Consider the following 17999-nt stretch of genomic DNA (forward strand, 5'->3'; position numbering starts at 1 on the left):
GGTGGTCGGTTGGTGGTGGGGGAGTTACGGGTGCAGGAGATCGTCCGTGCTGGCGGGCGGGTCTGTTACACGGTCGTGGACGCGGACTGCTCGGTGGTGGCGGAGGCGGACGGGTTCCTGCGTTCCTGCCGGTCGGGTACGGACCGGACGTACGCGTATGTGCTGGTGGATCATCTGCGCTGGCTCCGCTTTGCGGGTCTGACGGTGGAGTCGGTGTCGCTGGAGGATCTGCGGCACTACATGGCGGCTCTGGGGGCGGATTATCCGGGGCCGTTCGGGTTGCCGTGGCGGGAGAACAAACGTCCGTACGGGCACAGCGCGTTGAAGACCGCGGCGGCCTGCCTCAAGGGCTTCTACCTCCACCTGGGCATCCACGGCGTGAACCCCGCACTGGCCGAGGCACTGCGGGCAACACGGTTGCCGACGCGGGCGGACCGGCGGCGGGCGATGCTCGGACACGTCCTGCACAGCATGCCTGCCAACCCGCTCGCGCCCGCCGAACAGATGCGCCGGCATCCGAAAATGCTGCCCGAGGGCGCCCGGGAGGTGTTGCTGGGGGCGGTGTCGTGCGCGCGGGATCGGATGGTGGTCACGTGGCTGGCTGACGGTGGTTTCCGGATCGGTGAGCTGTGCGGGCTGCGTCTGGTCGACCTGCACCTGCGCGAGCAGGCGGCGTGCGGTCAGTGCCGGGGGCCGCATGTGCACATCTGCCACCGTGAGGACAATGCCAACCGGGCCCGGGTCAAGACGAAGACGCCCTGGACATGGCAGGACAACACCGTGTGCGGGGGGACGGTGCGCCGGGCGAGTCCGGCGATGATCCACACCTACTTCGAGTACATCACCACCCAGTACCCCGCCCAGTCCGTTCACGGGATGCTCCTGGTCGGCCTGCACGGTCCCTCCCGAGGCCAGCCGTGGACCACCGCCGCGGCCCGCGGCATGCTGCGCCGGGCCGCAGCCCGTGGTCAGATCGGCCGGGTGGTCCCGCACGCTTTCCGGCACAGCTTCGCCACCGCGGTGCTGGACGCCGCCCGGGGTAACGCGGTGATCGCGAGGGAGGCCGGCGGCTGGGCCTCGGCCGCGACCGTCGAGCAGGTCTACGGCCACGTGGACGTTTACGACCCGGTCTTCACCGCGGCGCTGGAGCAGGTGTGGGGGACACGGCCGTGATCCCGCTGACGCTGCTGCCCGGCCGCACCGACACCACCCGCATCGGCCGCGACCGGCTCGAAATGCTCACAGCCCTCATCGAGGCTCCCGCATTCGACCCGCTCTTCCGCGACACGCTGATCTTCATCCCGCCTTACCACCCGGTCTACGCCTGGCAGTGCGCTGTTGAGGGCTGCCTGCGTATCCGCCGGGTCAGCCACAACCTGTGCAACACGCACAACCTGGAGTGGGAGCAGGCCGAGCGGGCGGGGCAGACCAAGCGTGCCTTCATGGACGCGGCCGCCGGTCTGCCCGCCGCGCGGGGAGTGGATTACGGCCGGTGTCTGATCTGTCCCGATCGTCCGGCGATCAGTCCCGCTACCCGGCTGTGCCAGCAGCACCAGACCAGGTGGCAGTACGGCGAGGCAGCCGGCATGGACCGCGCCCGGTTCGAGAACTGGTCCCGTACCCAGCGTCCGCTTCCCGGCTACGGCCTGTGCCAGGCGCGGTGCCCGTTTTTGGCCTGCACTTCGCTGGGGCTGTGTCTGCAGCATCTGAACCGGTACAAGATCGACAACCGCCCCGGAGACGCCCGGTCGCACAACTTACGTGGCCCCCTCAAGGACGGCCGGCCGCTCCCGGTGGCCTACGGCGACGAGGAGGCATTCCGCGCCTGGTGCGCCACTGCGGAGCCGGTCACGCAGCCAGGGCTGGTCAACCTCCACTGCCTGCCCCCGCTGGTGCGGGCCGAGATCCAGTGGGGCCTGCACGCCCATGCCCAGTCCGCACAGCACTCCGAGTGGACCACCAACGGCATCAGGAATCTCGTCAGATACTGCTGGCGGGGCAGCATCACGTCCCTGATGGACCTGCACGACGGAGGCTACAAAGACCTGACGCGCAAGCAGATGGACTCCGAGGTCCGCAAGATCATCTGGGAAGTCGTCAACGGTCTGCGCTGCGTCTACTACAGCCCCTCGGACACCAAGGACGCCGGCTTCCTGGAGACCGATCACTTCGGACGGCGCTTCAAGAACGCCCAGAGCAACTTCGACATCACCGCCGTACCGCAGCGGTGGCTGCGCGACCTGCTCTGGGACCATCTCGCCGAGTGGCTACGATCCCCGCAGTGCCCCCGCACCAGAGGCCCCTTCGACCAGATGCGCCGCGCCGCCGTCGAACTGGGTATCTTCCTCCAGGCCGACGCCCCCGGCGCCGGCCACGACCCCACTGTGCTGCGCCGTGAGCACGCCGAGCGGTTCGTCGCCGACCAGCGCCACCGCGCCCGCCACGGCCTGCCGTCCCTGGGCATGGTCCTGGTCGACGGACGATCCCCCACCGTCACCGACCTGAGCTGCCAGTTCGTCTTCAACCAGGCCCGCAAGCTGCTCTACAGCGCCATCACCGCCGGCCACGCCGAGCGCCTCGGCATCGACACCGGCTTCCTGACCGCCATCCCCTTCGGCGGCACCGGCCTCAAACAGCGCTCCCGCAACCCCTTCAGCGACGACGTCGCCCGCGCGCTGATGGACGAGACCAACCTGCGCCGCCTGGAGGAACTCGACCTCAACGACCGGGGCCTGCGGGACATCTGGGAGACCATCGTCGCCACCGGGCGCCGCTGCAGCGAGGTCGTCCAACTGCGCCTGGACTGCATCGGCCGCTACCGCGGCCTGGCCATGCTGTGGCACGACCAGACCAAGGTCGGCAACTACAACGAGGGCATCCGCATCCCCGAGCCCGTCTACCAGTGCCTCGATGCCCGCCGCACCAAGACACTCCACCGCTTCGAAAAGCGCTACGGCCGCACCCCAACAGCCGCTGAACGCCCCGGCCTGGCCCTGTTCCCCTCCCGCATCCGCAACCCCAACGGCCGGCAGCCGATCTCCTACGGACACTTCAACCAGCGCTTCAAGACCTGGATCGCCGACCTCGACCTCGGTGGCGCCTACGTCGCCCATCAGGCCCGCCACACCCTGGCCACCAACCTGCTGCGCGCCGGCGCCACGCTCACCCACATCCGCCGTTACCTCGGCCAGCTCTCCGAGCGCATGGCCGAGCATTACGTGAAGATCACCAACAGCGACCTCGAAGACGTCCTGAACACCGTCTGGGTAGCCGGGCCCGGCGCACCCAACCCAGGCGAACTCCTCTCCGGCGACACCACCCCCATAGACCGCGAGACAGCCCTCGCCCTGGCCCTGGACCTCTCCCGCCGCAGCACCCCCGCCGACGGGGGATTCTGCACCTACCAACCCGTCGTCGACGGCGGAGCCTGCCCCTGGAAACTCGACTGCGAGAACTGCGACAACTTCGTCCTGTCCGGCGCAGACCTCCTCTACTGGCGGCGTAAAGCCGAACAGTGGCGCTCCATCGCCGAGAACGCCCCCGACGACGCCACCGCCGACTACCTCCACACCGTCTTTGAGCCCACCGCCAAGGCCATCAAAGGACTTGAACAGGCTCTGGCCGCCCTCGGCATCCTCGACGAAGCCCTCACCCTCGACCTGCGGCGCCCCCAGGACTACTTCCACCGCACCTGGAGCACTGCCTTCCGCGCCCGAGACCTCGCAGCACTGCAGGCCCCCGACGACGCCTCAGGACAGCCATGAGGACTTCCCGCACGGATGCGGCCGTCCGAGCCCGTCGCCAAGCCACTCAGGAGATGCTCGAACGCCTCCAGGCCGCCCTGGCGGCCGCAGCCCGCGGCCACAGGCCTGTAACTGTTGCCGCCCTTGCCCGTACCGCCCGCGTCTCACGCACTTTCCTCTATCAAAACCAGCAGGCCAGAGACCTGATCGAGCAGGCCAACCGAGCAAGCAGACCCCATCCCGGAGTCTCCAACAGCGGCAGCCGCGCACAGCCCGCCTGGAAGGAACGTGCACTCAACGCCGAAGACGCGCTCGCCCAAGCCCAGCGCGAAATCCGTACCCAGCGCACCCGCATCGCAGAACTCCTCGGCAAGATCCGCGACCTCGAACACGATCTCCCTGAAGGCTCACTTCAGCGCATCGTCACGGAGAACACCACGCTGAAGCAGCACGTACGACAACTCACCCAGGACAACCAGCAGCTTCAAGAACGCCTGACCAGTGCACGCCAGAACAACCGCTTCATGGACAAACGCATCGCCGACCTTGAAGCCCAACTCGTTCCCTACCTCACCACCGCGCCCCCGCGCCCCTGACCCAGCCTCGGATCATTGCCAAACGGGACGGACCTTGCCGATGGGAGCGTCACGCCCACTCGATGCCCAGCTCCCGCAGCGCGTCGAGCTGCTCCGCGCTGAGCTTGTCCCGCCGGGTCTTGGTGTTCGACACCCACACGCCTAGCTTCAGGGCCACCGGCTCCGTCTCGCCGTCGACCGCGATTTCTTCGCTGTGGCTGCGTGGTACAGGCCGGTGGGCGCCTTCCCGTTCGACCCACTGTGTGAGCGCCGCAAGGCCGCGCTGGAACGCCTGCTGCGCCTTGTTCGGGCCCTTCGTCGTACGCGTAGCCGCAGGGGTCGGAGACGGCGCCTGGGCGGGCTTGACGCCCAGCTTGGACAGCCGCTCCTGCTGCCCGGTCGACAGCTGCGCCCAAGTACCCGGCTGGGACTGCCGCTGGAGCCAGCGCCCGATATCGTCGCCGTCGAAGGTGACGCCCGGAGCGATGTCGGGCAGGTGGCCGTCGGCGTCGACGAGGTCGGCGAGGACGCGGTGGTGGCGTTGCCAGTCCAGCGGCCACGGGCAGTCCCTGTGAGGTTCGGCCGTGATGGCACTGGGATGTTCGGCCTTGTATGGCACTGGCGTGTAGGCATATCGGTGCTGTTCAAGGGCAGTTGGGTCGGTCGATCATGGTGACGGTTTCCCGGACATTGCAGTGATGTGAAGCCGTATCGGCCGGTGTCACGTTCGTCGTATCTCCTTCGTCTTCCTGGTCTTCGTGGGGTCGTCTCGGTGTGCGGAGTGGGTCCGGTGGTTCCTGGCGGGACACCGGCTGTCGCCGGGGGAGTGCGACGCCGGTGTCGGTGTCGCGGTGCCTGGCTGGCCCGGTTTCCCGCGGCGGTCCCGGGGTTCGTTAGCACGTGTGTCCGTCGAACTGGCGGGAACGTTGTGCTGTCACCCGCCCGGGTGAGTGGCTGGGCTGGAAGCCCATGCGCGGCTCATAGCCTCGTGTCAGACGCATCCGTCACACGCGTGTGTCTGGTTGAACTGTCCTGTACGCAAGCGTTGTTCGTTGTTGGAGGCTGTACGTGGTCACCGTGCCGTTATTCGCCCGGCTGCTGGGGTGACGACGTTGGGCGGTGCCTCGGAGGCTGCGGAGACGGGCTTGGGTCGACACCGGGACGAACTGCGGCCTGCCGCGGTGCGGCAGTTGCTCAGGCTGCGGGAGTCGGGGGAGTTGACGACCGCTCACGTGAAGCTGGTCGCTGGCTCGGTGGACGTGAGTGTGCGGCAGGTGTGGCGCTGGCTGGCACAGGCCGAGGAGACCGGTTCACCGGAGAAACCCGACCGCAGGCGGTTCAGGATTACCGAAGAGGTCATTGATGTCCTCGCCGATTACCAGGGCAACGTGAAACGCGCCCATGAGCACCTGGTGTGTGTGGCGGTGGCGGCGGGGGAGAAGCCGGTGGGGCTGACCACGCTGCACGACGCCATCGCCCGTGACCTCGACCCCGGTTTCATGGCGGGCCTGCGGGAGGGCATCCCGGCCGCCCGCGGTTTCGACCCCGCCTTCCAGCGCCCGGCGGTGTTCCGTAACCAGGTGTGGGAGGGGGACCACAAGCAGGCCCCGACCGTGGTGATGATGCCCGATCGGAAGCTGTCGAAGCTGTGGGTGACGTGGTTCGAGGACCGCGGTACCGGCTACGTGATGGGCTGGGCGGTCACCGCCGGTTCCGCGCACCGCGGATCGGTCCTGGCGGCTGTCCGTGCCTCCGTGTTGCGCGAAGCCCCCTACGGGCCCGCCGGCGGACTGCCCCACCTGGTGCGGGTCGACGGCGGAGCCGACTTCCTGTCCAGGACCGTCCGGCGGACCTTCGGCTTGCTCGGGGTACCTATGGAAAGGGTGCGCAGCGCCCGCCACAAGGGCGGGATCGAGCGGCTGAACCGGACCAGCATGACCCGGTTCTTCGCCGACCTGCCCCGCTACACCAAGGCACCCCAGCTCGACCACCGCCGCCGGGTCGGCGACCAGGACCCGCCGCTGACCTTCGAGGCCTTCGTCGGCCTGCTGCGCCAGTGGGTCGAGGAGCGCAACACCCAGCACGTCCTGGGGCGCACCGGGACGACACCGCTTCAGGCGTGGCTGGCCGACCCCGCCGAGATCCGGCCGGAACCCGGTCCGGATGAACTGCGCGCGCTCATGCTGGAGAGCGACAACAAGGTCCACAAGATCACCAGTCACGGGGTCGAGTTCAACAACCGCTACTACATGCCCGAGAAGGGCGTGGGACGCATCGGTCTGGAACTGCGCCTGCGGTGGATGCCCCACCACGACCACGAGATCGACCTCTACACCTTCCGCGGCAACCGCTACCTCGGCCGGGCCTTCCTCAGTAACGAGGTCAGCGATGAGATGCGCGAGAAGGTCCTCAACGACCGCGACGAGCACAGCGAGGTGCTGCGCCAGGCGCTGAAACGCTCCGCCGAACGCAAGCGGGAACGCCATCTGCCCTCCACCCAGCCCGAACTCCCCGTCCGCGCCGTCCGCATGACGGAACAGGAGGCACGCGCCGAACTCGAGGGAACCGCCCCGCCCACCCCGCCCCGGCGGCGCGCGGAGCCCTATCAGCCCCTGACTCCTATCCCGGCCGGCTGGACACGCCCCGGCCAGGCCACCGCACTCCCGGATCCGTCTTCGGAGGACGCATGACCGTCACCACCGCGCTGCAGCAGCCGCCCGAGCCGGCGGCGCCGCGCCGTCCCGATCTGCGCCCGCAGTTCTTCCTCGGTCTCGAGGACTCCTCGTTGGTCGCCACCGACACGCTGCTGCAGATCAAGGACACCGTCGTCGACACCGTCGAGTCGAAGGCGATGTCGGTGATCTACGGCGATGCGGGGCTCGGCAAGAGTTTCGGCACCCGGGCAACGATCCAGGAGATGAATCCGGACCTGATCCTCCCGCTGGACTTCGCCCGCTCCCGCCCGGGGCCGAAAGATCTGCGCGAGGAGTTGTTCCATCAGATGAACCTCTCCTGCAAGATGCCGGGGACGCCGACCGCGTTCGACAAGCTGCTGCGCGAGAGCCTGCCCCGGCGTCCGTATGTGATCGTGTGCGACGAGGCCCAGCAGTACCGGCGGGAGAACTTCGAGTTCCTGCGCAAGCTGTGGGACAACTGCGACCCCAAGCCCGCCGTCCTCTTCGTCGGCGGCCGGGAGGCGTACGAGACGCTGCAGAGCGACCCGGCGCTGGCCTCGCGGATCTACATCCGCCTGGAGATCCTGGCGATGACCGAGGAGGAGATCCTCAAGACTGTGCCCGACTCCCATCCGGTGTGGAAGAGCGCGGGCGAGGCGCTGCTGAAGCGCATCGACACCCAGTACGCGCTCGGCTCCTTCCGGGAGTGGGCGAAGGTCACCAAACACGTGATCAAGGGGATGGAGCACTTGGGGGCCGACAAGGTCGACGACGCAGTCGTGGACTGGGCCCTGAAGCGGTGCTGACCACCCCGCGCTCGGCGTCGGCCGGTCCGGGCCCGGCCGACGCTGCCGAACCTTTCACCGTCGTGCAAGACGCCGTCCCACCCGGCCTGCACTTCCTCGCCGTCCCCGGGGTACGCGCTCTGCTCACCCCGGGCATGCTCGCCGTCGGTGATGTGCTCGCCGATGCCTGTGCCCAGCGGCGGTTCCTCTGCGTGCTGGGTGATGCCGGGGTCGGCAAGACCTTCGCCGTCCGCAGCGTGGCACACCGCCTCGGCGGCCACCTGCCGCTGGATTTCCGGGCTCAGCCGGCGCCGGCGGACCTGCGTGCCTGCCTCCACCATGAGCTTGGTCTGCGCGGCGAACCACCTGCCGACCCGGGGGCCGCAGACGCCTGGATCCGCCGTGCCCTGGCCCAGGGGCCGAGGATCGTTGTGGTCGAGGACGCCGACCGGCTGTCGGCGTCCTGCTTCGAGTACCTGCGCTTCCTGCACGACGACACTCCGGGAGGGCTGTGCGTGGTGCTCATCGCCGCGAGGCGTGGCGAACGCTCCTTGCGCGCCCAGCGGATGCTCGCCACCCGTAGCGCCGGCTGGCTTCACATCCCTGCGCTCACCCGCGACCAGATACCCCAGGCGGTTCCCGTTCTACATCCGCTGTGGCAGAGCGTCGCGGCCGGCGACCTGCAGGCGTTGGACGCCCGCCTCGCCGACGGCGCTCTGCGCCGCTGGGCCGTGCTCACCCATCACACCCAGCGGGCCCTGGCAGCCACCGGAGCGCAGACGCCGGACCAGCACCTGCTCAAGGCCGTGGCCGACCGGATCGACGGCGGACCACGTCCATGACCACACCCACGCTCTCTCCCGCCACCGCCCCGCAGGCCGCCACGCCGTCGTCGGCGGCCGCGGCCACGCGGCTGGTGAGGCTGCTGCTGGACGGCGACGACGACCACGCGGTGCACCGGGCCGCCTACCAGTGGGCCGATCCCGCCCGCGGCCGGATCACCGTCGATCCCACCCCGCACACCACCAGCCCGGCCTACCTCGCGCTGGATGTGCTGCGCGCCATGGGCCGCGACGGGTTCTCCCGCCCGGAAGCCGAGCGGATGTCTACTGACCCGGCCTGGCGGGCGGTGACCTGCTGGACCCTGGTCACCGACGTGCACGAGGTGATTGTCCTGCGCGCTCACCGCCTCACGGTGGAGCGGCTGCGCCGCCTGGCCGCGTGGCGTGCGGACACCGGCATCCGCCTCACGCTCCTCGCCCACATCCCGGAGCCGGCTGACGAGCAGCGCCTGCGCGAACACCTCACTGCCGCCCATCTGGTGGACGTGGTGACCGTACGTGGCACGGCCGCCGTCCTCGGCGCGATCGGCCCGGCCGCCGTCGGCCGCCGCATCGGCCCGCCGCCGCACGATCACGCTCACCCGCTGCCCACGGTGCCCCGTAGCGGGGTGGCCGCGTTCCGCGCAGACTGCTGGCGCCGCCAGAACGCCACCGACTTCGCCCACACCGACGGCCAGTACCGCGCCGGTTACGCCGCCGCCCGCACCTGGCTGGCCCGCACCCTGCCGCTCCAGCCTGAGGTCACCGTTCCCGCCGACGGCCCGGCCGCCCCCACCCCCTGGAATCTGCAAGAGATGGAGGCGCTGCGGCTGTTCCTGGCACGGTTGACCGTCTCAAGTCCCAGCCCGCAGCACACCGTGGCGCGCGTGCGCGGCGCCCAGGCCGGCTTCCTGGCCCGCTCGGTGCTGCTCAACGTGCCGGACGACCTCACCAGTTGCGCGGGGCCGGGCATCACCACCGTGCCCCTCACGGCGCGCGTCGTGCACACGATCACCGTGCGCCTGCCCAACCCGCTGCGCGCCGCCGCGGTGGCCGCCCTGCTGTTCACCGGCACAGCCAAGTCGCTGCTGTCGATGACCCAGATCGGATGCGTCGACGACGCCCACGCCACCGTGGCCATCGACCGTGACTCGCGGATCCACATCGGTGAACCTCCCGGGCCCCGGCACATGTACGCGATCCCGCCCCGCGCCCGCCCCCTGCTGCACGCGGCCGTGGAATTCCGCCGCCGCACCCCGCGCACCGCCGCGGGCCACGGCCTGTTCGCGAACTGCTTCGGCACCACGCCACGCTTCGAGACTCTCATCGCCGACGCAGGCCTTGCCATCCCCGCCCTGGCTCACCCCCGCCCCGGGGACGACTGGCACACCGCCGCCCACTGCTGGCACCTGCACACCCCCGCACCACCCGCCCCTGATGCCCTGCCGCGCCTTGTGGGAGTACGCCGGTGACCGACCAACTCGCGCCGTCCGGCGGCACGTCCGCGGTCGTGTTCGACCTGATGTTCCTACGGACACGCGCCATGGAGTGCCGGCTCACCGACGAGGACCTGACCGCGCTGACCGGCATACCCACCGCCGACTTCGGCACCCACCTCACGGCGCACACCCTCCCCGCCGCGACCCTGTTCACCCTCGCCCGCGCCCTGAACACCTCCGCGGAATCCCTCCTGCGCCGCCGGTCCGGACCGACCCGCCGTCCCGCCCCGGGCGCGGCCGGCCACGCCACCGTGCTGCACGCCGCCCTGCTCGAGGCCGACCGCATCCACCCCGACGACCTGGCCTCCGCTCTGGAATGGACCCCGCACCGCCTGAAGCGCGCTGCCACCACCCTGGCCGCACACCTCGAGCAGCCCAGCAGCCCCCACCGGCTCCTCTACACCGACACCACCATCCACCTGACCACCGTCCCCGGCCTGCTGGGCCCCAACCAGCGGCAGAACCTGCACAACTCAGGCCACACCGCCGCCTCCCTCGCCCCCGGCGAGGCCGCCGCCGTCACCCGCCTGCTGCACTGCACCGTCACCGGCCTTCCTGCCGACGTGCCACCCGAGCAGATCCCCCGCCTCGCCAACCGGCGCCTGCTTGCCCCCTCCGGCGAGCAGCCGGCTGCCCACCCGGACGTGTTGTTCGCCCTCGGCCTGGCCGCCCATCCCCTCACCCGGACAGAGGCCGCCGCGGACGGCCCCGCGTCGGTGCCTGCCGCTGACCCGACACCACCACCCAGGCCGCGATGATGCCGATGCCGCGCCCGGCCGCCGTGACCGAGACCACCACCGGCGCGTGGAGGCCCACATGGTCACCCGGCCACACCCGCCCCGGCCTGCCCTCGCTCACCGTGGTGCACGACCCCCACGACGACTACGCCTTCATGGCCGCCGCGCTGGCCGCCCACACCCCCGCGCTGGGCCGTATCACCGTCCACCCCACCCCCGTGGCGAGCGCTCCCGCCGCCCTGGCCCACGACCTGCTGCGCAGCATGGGCAAACACCTCCCGCTGGCCGGGAGCGAGGACGGCACCTACTGGACCGGCAACACCGAGACCGCCTGGCGCGCGGTCGCCGCCTGGATCTTGGCATTGCGTATCGGTCATGTCGTCGTCACCCGGACCCATCGCATCAGCGCCCGGCACTTCGAGCACCTCTTCGCCCTGCGGGAGCTCACCAAAATCCGGCTGACCCTGCTGTGCCACGGCCCGCTCCCGCCCGTCCTGGCCGCCGCGCTGGCCGTGCTCCCGTACGAAGCGGTGCACAGCCTGGCCGCGGCCCGCCGCGCCGTGGCCGCTCCTGCGCCGGCTCCACCACCGTGCGCCGGCCGGTTCGCGTGGTGGGAGGCAGGCGAGCAGTTCCTGCCCGACGAGGGCGAGCCGTGCTTCCTGCTGCCGACCCGCCGTACGCCCGGCCGCGGCCACATCGAGGCAGTGGTCCGCCGCCTGGGCCGCGCGGTGCTCCCGCTGCCCGCGGCCGGCCGCTTCCCGCCCGAGCCCGACGAGCACACCACCCTCCTCGCGCACCGGCTTCACGCGCGGATCGCCCATCCCGTCCACGCCGCCGCGCTGGCGGCGCGCATCTTCACCGGCCGCCCGGCCGCGCAACTGCAGCAGCTACCCGCCGCGAAAGCGGCCCCAGCCCGGACCACCCGCGGTCGGGAATGTCAAACACCCTTCTGGGCGGTGGACTTGATCGAGGCAGCCCGCCGTTTCGGGCAACTGGAAGGGCGAGAGCCCAGCGCCCGCCCGCTGCGGCTGAGCCCCTGGGACCAGGCGGCCGTGACCGAAGCGGCCCATACCTGCGGCGTGGTCGAGCACCAACCGTCCCGCTCGAGCCGGCACCCGGCCGCGGCCACCCCGCGTTCCCCACGCCCCGCTGCCACACACCGGGGCGCGGGCAGCACACCGGCACCGAACCGGGCAGCATGAGGCGGGCGCGCGCCCAACCGGCCCGCGAACACATAGGGAGTAGATGATGGCCGAGCCAGGGACAGAACTGTTCGAAGCGATCCGCCGTGACCACCGCGCGGGCGACAGGCTGCCCCGTTTCCTGGCCGCCCGGCACGGCGTGGCCAGAGCGACGGTCAAGGAGGCGATCTCGACCGTGCTGCCCCTGCCGCATTCCCTCCTGGCCGGCGAAGAGGGCCTGGACCAGGCCCGTCAGTTCCTGGATGCGCTGCTGGAAGAAGACCAGGCCAAGGCGTCCGAGGAGCGCCGCTCGGCCTTCGAGCTGTATGAGGAGCTGAACCTTCGCACCGACGGGCTTCCGGTGTCCTACCGGTGGGTGTGGGAGTACATCACCGATCGCCGCTCCCAGCACGCTGGCGCCGGCTCACCGGAGCCGCACGAGCGGACCTGGGCAGGCAACGTCCCTTCCGACATGCCGGAGTTCGTCACCGACCTGATCACCTGCGCGGTGCGTCAGCTGGCCGAGCTGAAGATCGAGGGCACTGTGCCGGCCACCGACGGTGTCGAGCTGGGCATGGTCTCCCTCGGCACCGCCAGGGCCCGGATCGACCAGGCCCTGTGGGAGTTCGCGCTGGTCGGACGCCGAAGCGGCCTGTCCTACGCCCAGATGAGCGCTTTCACCGGCATCCCCGAAGACGACCTGGCCCAGCAGGTCGAGGGCTATGACCGCCTCATGACGTCCTGAGCCGCTGCCCGCCGCGTCACCGTCCGCGTGCGGGAGCGGACTGTAGACCGCCGGGCCGGGGCCTCGATGGACCGGCCCCGGGCGGGGAAGACTGCGGGTACTGCCGGTGGATGGGGAGGAGGCGGTGTCCGTGGCCGGCATTACGGACTCGGTGCTCGAGCGGGCCCGAAACGGCCGGCGAAGACGATCACTGCGTGGATGAGTTCCACCTTCTCGGTCCCCGTCGGCCACCGCCCTGCCAGCGCCTCCACGGTCATCGGCGTCGCCGGCGGCAGATCCGGTCCGGGCATAGGTCATACCTCCGGTGCGGGGCGTCCGGTGGTCACCGGCCCGAGCAGATCCAATGCGCGCCGGACGGTCCCGGTGCCGCTGCTCCGTGCACGCGAGCCCGCAGTGGCGGTACGCGAGGCCGTCGGCAGGGTGGGTGGGGCGTGTTACAGCAGCCCGCTCAGCGGCAGGATGCGCTCGGTGAGCCGGCCGCGCAGCCGTCCCCCAGCGGTGTCGGCTTCGGCGAGCCAGTCGGTGGCGACGAGCAGTTCGGCGTGCTCGGCGACATCTCCGGGTGGCAGGGTGCAGAACGCGGCGAGCTGGTCCAGGTCCAGCCCGCCGTCCTCGGGGCGTCCGAGGCGTCCGTCGGGGCGGGCGTGGGCGGCGGTGTACAGGGCCAGGAGCCGGGTGGTGGCGGGCAGTTTCTTCTTGCGGATCTTCCGGTCGCCGACGGCTTTCTGGGCCCAGCCGGAGATCCTCGCGCGGGTGGTCTTGCCGAAGCCGAACGGCCGGGGCTGCTCCGGCAGCAGGGTGGGGACGGTGATGGCGGTGGGGTCCTCGGACCGGGAGGCCATCACCTCGGCGACGGTGCCGGGCAGGCGCAGCCAGTCGGCCGCGACCAGCTGCTGAAGTACCCGCTCGGCATCGTCTGGGAGCCAGCCGGTCAGATCCTGCCCGGTGACGTTCCCGGTACCGGCGCGTGCGGCCCGCAGGGTGAGCATGAGCACCGCCAGGCGCACCTCGGCCTGCGGGTGCGGGGCGTGGGCGGCGGCGTAGTCCAGTACGGTGCGTGCGTGTACGGCCTGTTGCCGTGCCAGCAGCCGTTCCACCACCGGCCCGTCCCCGCTCACTGTGTCGCTGGCCACCTGGCCGCCACGGTTGGTGTGCATCTCGCGGGTGGTCTGCGCGGCCTTCTCGGCGCGCTTCGCCTCGTGGCGCAGGGATCCGTCGCCGCTCACGTCGGCCCACAGGGCGAAGGCGCGGGCCTTGCGCTCGTGGAGCCCGGCCAGGAGAACGAGGTCGGGTTCGGGGCGCTGCTGGTAGGCGCGGAACGCATCCCCGAGGTCGATGAGTTCCAGGCGCAGGACGTCGGGCTCGAGGTCGTGCGGCACGGTCCGCTGCGCGATCTTCCCCCACCGCTTCGCCCGCCAGGACACTGTGGCCGGTGAGCTGCTGCGGGCGCGGGGGAGCGAAGCCGGCCCGGCGGTCGAAGCCGCGTCGGTAGCTGGGGAGGAGGAGGGAGCGTGGTCGGAGAACACCGCCGCCGCATCCCCGGCCGCGCCGCCCGCGTGCTCCCGCTCCGGCACCGGGTCTGCCGCCTGGCCGGCTGTGCGGAACGAGGGCAGGGCGGTGTCCAGGACGCGGCAGTCGGAGGTGGCGGCCGCGCACCGCGCGCACGTCTCCGCGATCCGCCACAGCCTTCCGGCTCGGTCCGCGTGCACCGTCAGGACCACCGGGCCGCCGCAGCGCACCGCCCCCGCCGCCGGGTTCGCCCCGCCACGCCGTACGGCAGTGGTGTCGGGGGTGTGCCACGCGCAGTCGGCGGCGCGGCAAGCGCACCATGCCTCGCCGTGCGGCCCTCCGGCCTTGCGGATGCGGGCCAGGTGTGTGTTGACGTGGCCGATCGCGGCCTTGCGCCCTGCGGCGGCGCCGCCGGGGACGCGCTGCTCGGCGCAGGCCGGGCGGGAGCAGGAGAGTTTCACCGCACCGGAGGACGGGCGGCCGTGAGGGTCCAGGCGTACCGTCCATACCCGTCCCGTGACGCGTTCCTCCTGCCGTGTGCCGGCCTCCGCCGTCATGTGCGTACTCCCTTGATCCGTTGTCCCCGGCGGTCCCCATCATCGGGGATGCGGGCCGATCAGCCTCGGAGGAACGGGCTTCAACCGGCGTGCCCTCCTCGTGCGTGAGCACATCGACCGTGTCGAGCAGCTCGCGGGCCTTCCGCAGCCGCTCCGTCTCGCTCCGCCGCGCGTGTGCACGTCCGGCCAACGAACGGATTTTGTGCGTGATCCGTACGGTAAAGGTGCGTGATCCGTACGGTTCATGCGGTTAGGGTGTTGTCAGGAGGTGTTCCATGTCCGAGTTGTTCGACCGGGTCGATGCGCTGGTCGCGTCCCGGTCCCCGTTGCCGCCACCGGCGGAGCGCAAGCGACTGCGTGCTGCGCACGGTCTGACGCTGGATGAGGTGGCCGTCGCTCTGGACGTGCGGCGGGCAACCGTCAGCGGGTGGGAGTCCGGCAAGACCGAGCCCAGGCCGCCCGAGCGTGAGGCGTACGCACGTCTGCTCTCGCAGCTCGCGGAGCTCTACCCCGCTGTTGTTGTCAACGTCCCAACGCCCGTCCAGGACACGGCCGTTCCCGCGACGTTCGCGAGCACTCCCGCCCCGGCACCGGAAGCGTGGACTGTATCCGCAGCCCCGGCCTCCGAGGCTGCGGCCATGACTGATTCCGAGAACACCTCCTCCCGCCCCATCGCCACCGCTCCGGCTGCCGCGTCGCGTCCGGCACACACCGCCAGGCCGTCGTCGACATCGCGCCGTCCGGCCGCGCGGAAGGCCGCCGCGGCGAACACCCCGGCCGGCGCCGACCCGCGCTTCGTCAACGGTCCGCTCGCGGTCGTCGATGTCGACGACGACAGCCAGGTTTTCGCGTACTGCGTCGGCGGCCTGGTCCTGGACGTGCCCGCCAAGTCCATCCCGTCCCTGGTCGACTGGACTCTCAAGGAGGCCAGGCTCGGTCAGCCGAAGCTGTCCGGCCCGGGCAAGGACGCCGACCCGCTGATCGTCCTCACCCCGTCCGCGCTGGAACGCTACGGCCTGCCGGTCGCGCTCGCGGAGGAGGAGCGGCTCGCCGGGCGGATCCCGGAGGGCCACAAGGTGATCAAGCAGCTGGCCCGCGCGGACTGGAAGCTGACGAAGCGCGGGTTCGGGCCATGGGCGCGGATCTACCGTCCGGCCACGGGTTCGGAGCGGGCCTGCGTGCAGCTGTGCATCCCGTCGTGGGACGCGCTCGATCCCCGCAGCTGGGGCCACGCCGGGCAGTTGGCGGCGGCGGACCTCGCCCGGCTCCTGGGTGTGTACGCGTCGCGGGTGATGACGCCCCGCGGTTCCACCGCCGTGACCGGCCTGGAGCTGATGACCGGCTTCCACCCGCCGACCCGCGCCTCCGAGCCCGATGAGACGGGCAAGCGGCACTCCGAGCACAACCCCGGCTCGCTGGGCAAGGACCCGGTGGACTGCGCGCCGTGCGAGGCCCCGGACGGGCACCCGCTCCTGAAGGATCTGCCGCGCTTCCACACGCGGACGCCGGCGGAGAAGCTGTTCGAGGAGGCGTACGACTGGGCGCGGCCGTTCACCGACGTCGAATACACCCGGCGGCACCTGGTGGGCATCGACGTGAACATGGCGTTCGCCGCCGGAGCCAACGGGTTGACCGTTGGTCTCGGTGCGCCGACGCAGGTGAAGGCGCCGGTGTTCGATGCGAAGCTGCCCGGTGCGTGGCTGGTCGATCTGTCCCATGTCGACCTGTCGAGGGTGAAGGTCGGCAAGGACAAGTGGGTGGACCTGGACGGCAGTCTGCTGCCGAGCCCGTTCACACCGTCGGGCGAGCGCCCGACGGGTCCGGCCTGGTACGCGACGCCCACCGTGGCGTACGCGGTGGAGCTCGGCTACGACGTCACGCCGCTCGAGGCGTGGGTGCGCTACGACTCCGGCCGCTACCTGGACTCCTGGTACAACCGCCTGCGCGACGCTTTCCTCGCCACCATGGCCGACCTCGGCGTGCACGCGGACATGGAGCCGGCCGACTTCCTGACGGCAATGTCCGGCTGGCGGCAACGCGACCCGGAGCTGGCGATCGTCGTGAACGCGGTCAAGGCGACGGTCAAGGGCGGCCTGGGCAAGCTGCGCGAGCGCCCGCGCGGGGAGGGCTGGAAGTCCGGCGAGCCGTGGCGGGCACTGTCCCGTCCGACGTGGAGGCCGGACATCCGCGCGGCGGTCATCTCCCGCACCCGGATCAACCTGCACCGCAAAATGATCCGGCATGCGTCCTTCACCGGGCAGTACCCGGTCGCGATCCTCTCCGACTGCGTCGTGTACGCGGTCGACGGCGAGAGCCCGCTGGACTTCCTGCCCTACCGGGACGGCAAGCCGCTGCCGGGCGGCTTCAAGCTCGGCGTGAACCCGGGCCTGGTGAAGTGGGAGGGCACCCAGAGCGTGCTGTGGGGCGAGGGCGTGCGCGAGCAGTTCAAGGCCCCGGAGCTCAACCTGGCCCGGTACATCAAGGACGGCACCGTCACCGACGTCGACAGTGGGGAGTAGGCAGGCATGAGCGTGTTCGGGGACGGCCTGGACGCCGCGGTGCAGAAGGCGTTCACCCGACCGGCGCCCAAGAGCGCGGGCGCGCAGATGCGGTACCTGGTCAGGCAGCTGGGGGGCACCAAGGCGGTCGCCCAGATGCTGCGGGTCTCCCAGCGCACCGTCGAGCGGTACGTGAAGGACCAGATCAAGAAGCCCCGCGCCGGCCTCGCCGCGCGCCTGGAGCGCGAGGTGAGGGCCCGCTGGCAGCCTCAGATCCGCGCCCAGGCGCGGCAGAAGGCGGCGACGACCGGCGGCATCGTCATCGACACCCGCGCCCGCCTCGGCTACACCGCGCCGATCGGGTCGACGGACCAGGACCGGATACGGCACCTGACCGTCGCGCTGCCGCCCCGCTACGCCGCCCGCCTGTTCGACGCCCAGGAGGCCGGCGTCAGCGACGACCGCCTGCGGGAGATCGCCGCTGAAGCGCTCAAGGAGGTGTACTTCCAGGACAACGGCCGCCGCGCCGGACAGCTGGAGGAGGTGCGCCTCACGGACATCGAGCACTTGGAGTTCGATCTTTAGAGGCCGTTGCCCGAACAGCCCGCGAGCCCGGACCAACTGGTCCGGGCTCGCTCGCGTATCCGAGGGAAACAGCTACTCATGCACGCGAT

The 17999-nt window shown here is 71.0% G+C and carries 13 protein-coding genes and 1 pseudogene; 12 read left to right on the forward strand and 2 right to left on the reverse strand.

The genetic code is table 11. From position 1 onward, the window contains the following. Positions 1-30 precede the first annotated feature (30 nt). Genes AB0J04_RS28765 through AB0J04_RS28775 form a run of 3 tightly spaced genes read left to right on the forward strand, consistent with a single transcriptional unit; the run spans position 31 to position 4339 of the window. A complete protein-coding gene (locus AB0J04_RS28765; protein WP_363171470.1) occupies positions 31-1173 on the forward strand; it encodes a tyrosine-type recombinase/integrase in 1143 nt (380 codons plus the stop codon). Further along, positions 1155-3764 (forward strand): tyrosine-type recombinase/integrase, encoded by a 2610-nt coding sequence (locus tag AB0J04_RS28770; protein WP_363171471.1) that lies wholly within the window; start codon positions 1155-1157, stop codon positions 3762-3764. Before AB0J04_RS28765 ends, AB0J04_RS28770 begins: the two co-directional genes overlap by 19 nt. After that, complete coding sequence (locus AB0J04_RS28775) at positions 3761-4339, forward strand: DUF6262 family protein (RefSeq protein ID WP_363171472.1); 579 nt, start codon at positions 3761-3763, stop codon at positions 4337-4339. The genes AB0J04_RS28770 and AB0J04_RS28775 overlap by 4 nt, the downstream gene beginning before the upstream one ends. A 49-nt stretch (positions 4340-4388) precedes the next feature. Here AB0J04_RS28775 and AB0J04_RS28780 read toward each other — a convergent pair. Next, positions 4389-4886, reverse strand: a pseudogene (locus tag AB0J04_RS28780) (helicase associated domain-containing protein); the annotation flags it as partial. Positions 4887-5463: 577 nt separating this feature from the next. On the opposite strand from AB0J04_RS28780, the gene AB0J04_RS28785 reads away from it, so the two are divergent. The 7 genes from AB0J04_RS28785 (at position 5464) to AB0J04_RS28815 (ending at position 12761) form a co-directional block, all read left to right on the forward strand. After that, complete coding sequence (locus AB0J04_RS28785; protein WP_363171473.1) at positions 5464-7008, forward strand: Mu transposase C-terminal domain-containing protein; 1545 nt, start codon at positions 5464-5466, stop codon at positions 7006-7008. Next, positions 7005-7799, forward strand: a complete 795-nt coding sequence (locus AB0J04_RS28790) for an ATP-binding protein (protein ID WP_363171474.1) — start codon at positions 7005-7007, stop codon at positions 7797-7799. The genes AB0J04_RS28785 and AB0J04_RS28790 overlap by 4 nt, the downstream gene beginning before the upstream one ends. A 62-nt stretch (positions 7800-7861) precedes the next feature. After that, positions 7862-8620 carry an ATP-binding protein gene (locus AB0J04_RS28795; RefSeq protein WP_363171475.1) on the forward strand — a complete coding sequence of 253 codons (759 nt, stop codon included), beginning with the start codon at positions 7862-7864 and terminating at the stop codon, positions 8618-8620. Beyond that, a complete protein-coding gene (locus AB0J04_RS28800) occupies positions 8617-10071 on the forward strand; it encodes a hypothetical protein (protein ID WP_363171476.1) in 1455 nt (484 codons plus the stop codon). The genes AB0J04_RS28795 and AB0J04_RS28800 overlap by 4 nt, the downstream gene beginning before the upstream one ends. Next, on the forward strand, positions 10068-10856 hold the full coding sequence (locus AB0J04_RS28805; RefSeq protein WP_363171477.1) for a hypothetical protein: 789 nt from the start codon (positions 10068-10070) through the stop codon (positions 10854-10856). Before AB0J04_RS28800 ends, AB0J04_RS28805 begins: the two co-directional genes overlap by 4 nt. After that, positions 10853-12037 carry a hypothetical protein gene (locus AB0J04_RS28810; protein WP_363171478.1) on the forward strand — a complete coding sequence of 395 codons (1185 nt, stop codon included), beginning with the start codon at positions 10853-10855 and terminating at the stop codon, positions 12035-12037. The genes AB0J04_RS28805 and AB0J04_RS28810 overlap by 4 nt, the downstream gene beginning before the upstream one ends. A 46-nt stretch (positions 12038-12083) precedes the next feature. After that, positions 12084-12761, forward strand: a complete 678-nt coding sequence (locus tag AB0J04_RS28815; protein WP_363171479.1) for a hypothetical protein — start codon at positions 12084-12086, stop codon at positions 12759-12761. Positions 12762-13195: 434 nt separating this feature from the next. Here the strand turns inward: AB0J04_RS28815 and AB0J04_RS28820 are convergent, their stop codons facing one another. Further along, positions 13196-14827 (reverse strand): hypothetical protein, encoded by a 1632-nt coding sequence (locus AB0J04_RS28820; RefSeq protein ID WP_363171480.1) that lies wholly within the window; start codon positions 14825-14827, stop codon positions 13196-13198. A 275-nt stretch (positions 14828-15102) separates the two neighbouring features. On the opposite strand from AB0J04_RS28820, the gene AB0J04_RS28825 reads away from it, so the two are divergent. Beyond that, the gene (locus AB0J04_RS28825) at positions 15103-17346 is read left to right on the forward strand and encodes a helix-turn-helix transcriptional regulator (RefSeq protein ID WP_363171481.1); all 2244 of its coding nucleotides are present in this window, start codon (positions 15103-15105) and stop codon (positions 17344-17346) included. Positions 17347-17352: 6 nt separating this feature from the next. After that, entirely contained in the window at positions 17353-17910 is a 558-nt protein-coding gene (locus AB0J04_RS28830; RefSeq protein WP_363171482.1) for an XRE family transcriptional regulator, read from the forward strand. The last annotated feature ends 89 nt before the right edge of the window (positions 17911-17999 follow it).

Source organism: Streptomyces sp. NPDC050263, from assembly GCF_040655955.1.
Lineage (GTDB): Bacteria > Actinomycetota > Actinomycetes > Streptomycetales > Streptomycetaceae > Streptomyces.

Coding starts and splice junctions, on each gene's coding strand:
- AB0J04_RS28830 (WP_363171482.1), top strand. CDS start 17,353: ATGAGCGTGTTCGGGGACGGCCTGGACGCCGCGGTGCAGAAGGCGTTC.
- AB0J04_RS28775 (WP_363171472.1), top strand. CDS start 3,761: ATGAGGACTTCCCGCACGGATGCGGCCGTCCGAGCCCGTCGCCAAGCC.
- AB0J04_RS28810 (WP_363171478.1), top strand. CDS start 10,853: ATGATGCCGATGCCGCGCCCGGCCGCCGTGACCGAGACCACCACCGGC.
- AB0J04_RS28800 (WP_363171476.1), top strand. CDS start 8,617: ATGACCACACCCACGCTCTCTCCCGCCACCGCCCCGCAGGCCGCCACG.
- AB0J04_RS28815 (WP_363171479.1), top strand. CDS start 12,084: ATGGCCGAGCCAGGGACAGAACTGTTCGAAGCGATCCGCCGTGACCAC.
- AB0J04_RS28825 (WP_363171481.1), top strand. CDS start 15,103: ATGTCCGAGTTGTTCGACCGGGTCGATGCGCTGGTCGCGTCCCGGTCC.
- AB0J04_RS28820 (WP_363171480.1), bottom strand. CDS start 14,827: ATGACGGCGGAGGCCGGCACACGGCAGGAGGAACGCGTCACGGGACGG.
- AB0J04_RS28790 (WP_363171474.1), top strand. CDS start 7,005: ATGACCGTCACCACCGCGCTGCAGCAGCCGCCCGAGCCGGCGGCGCCG.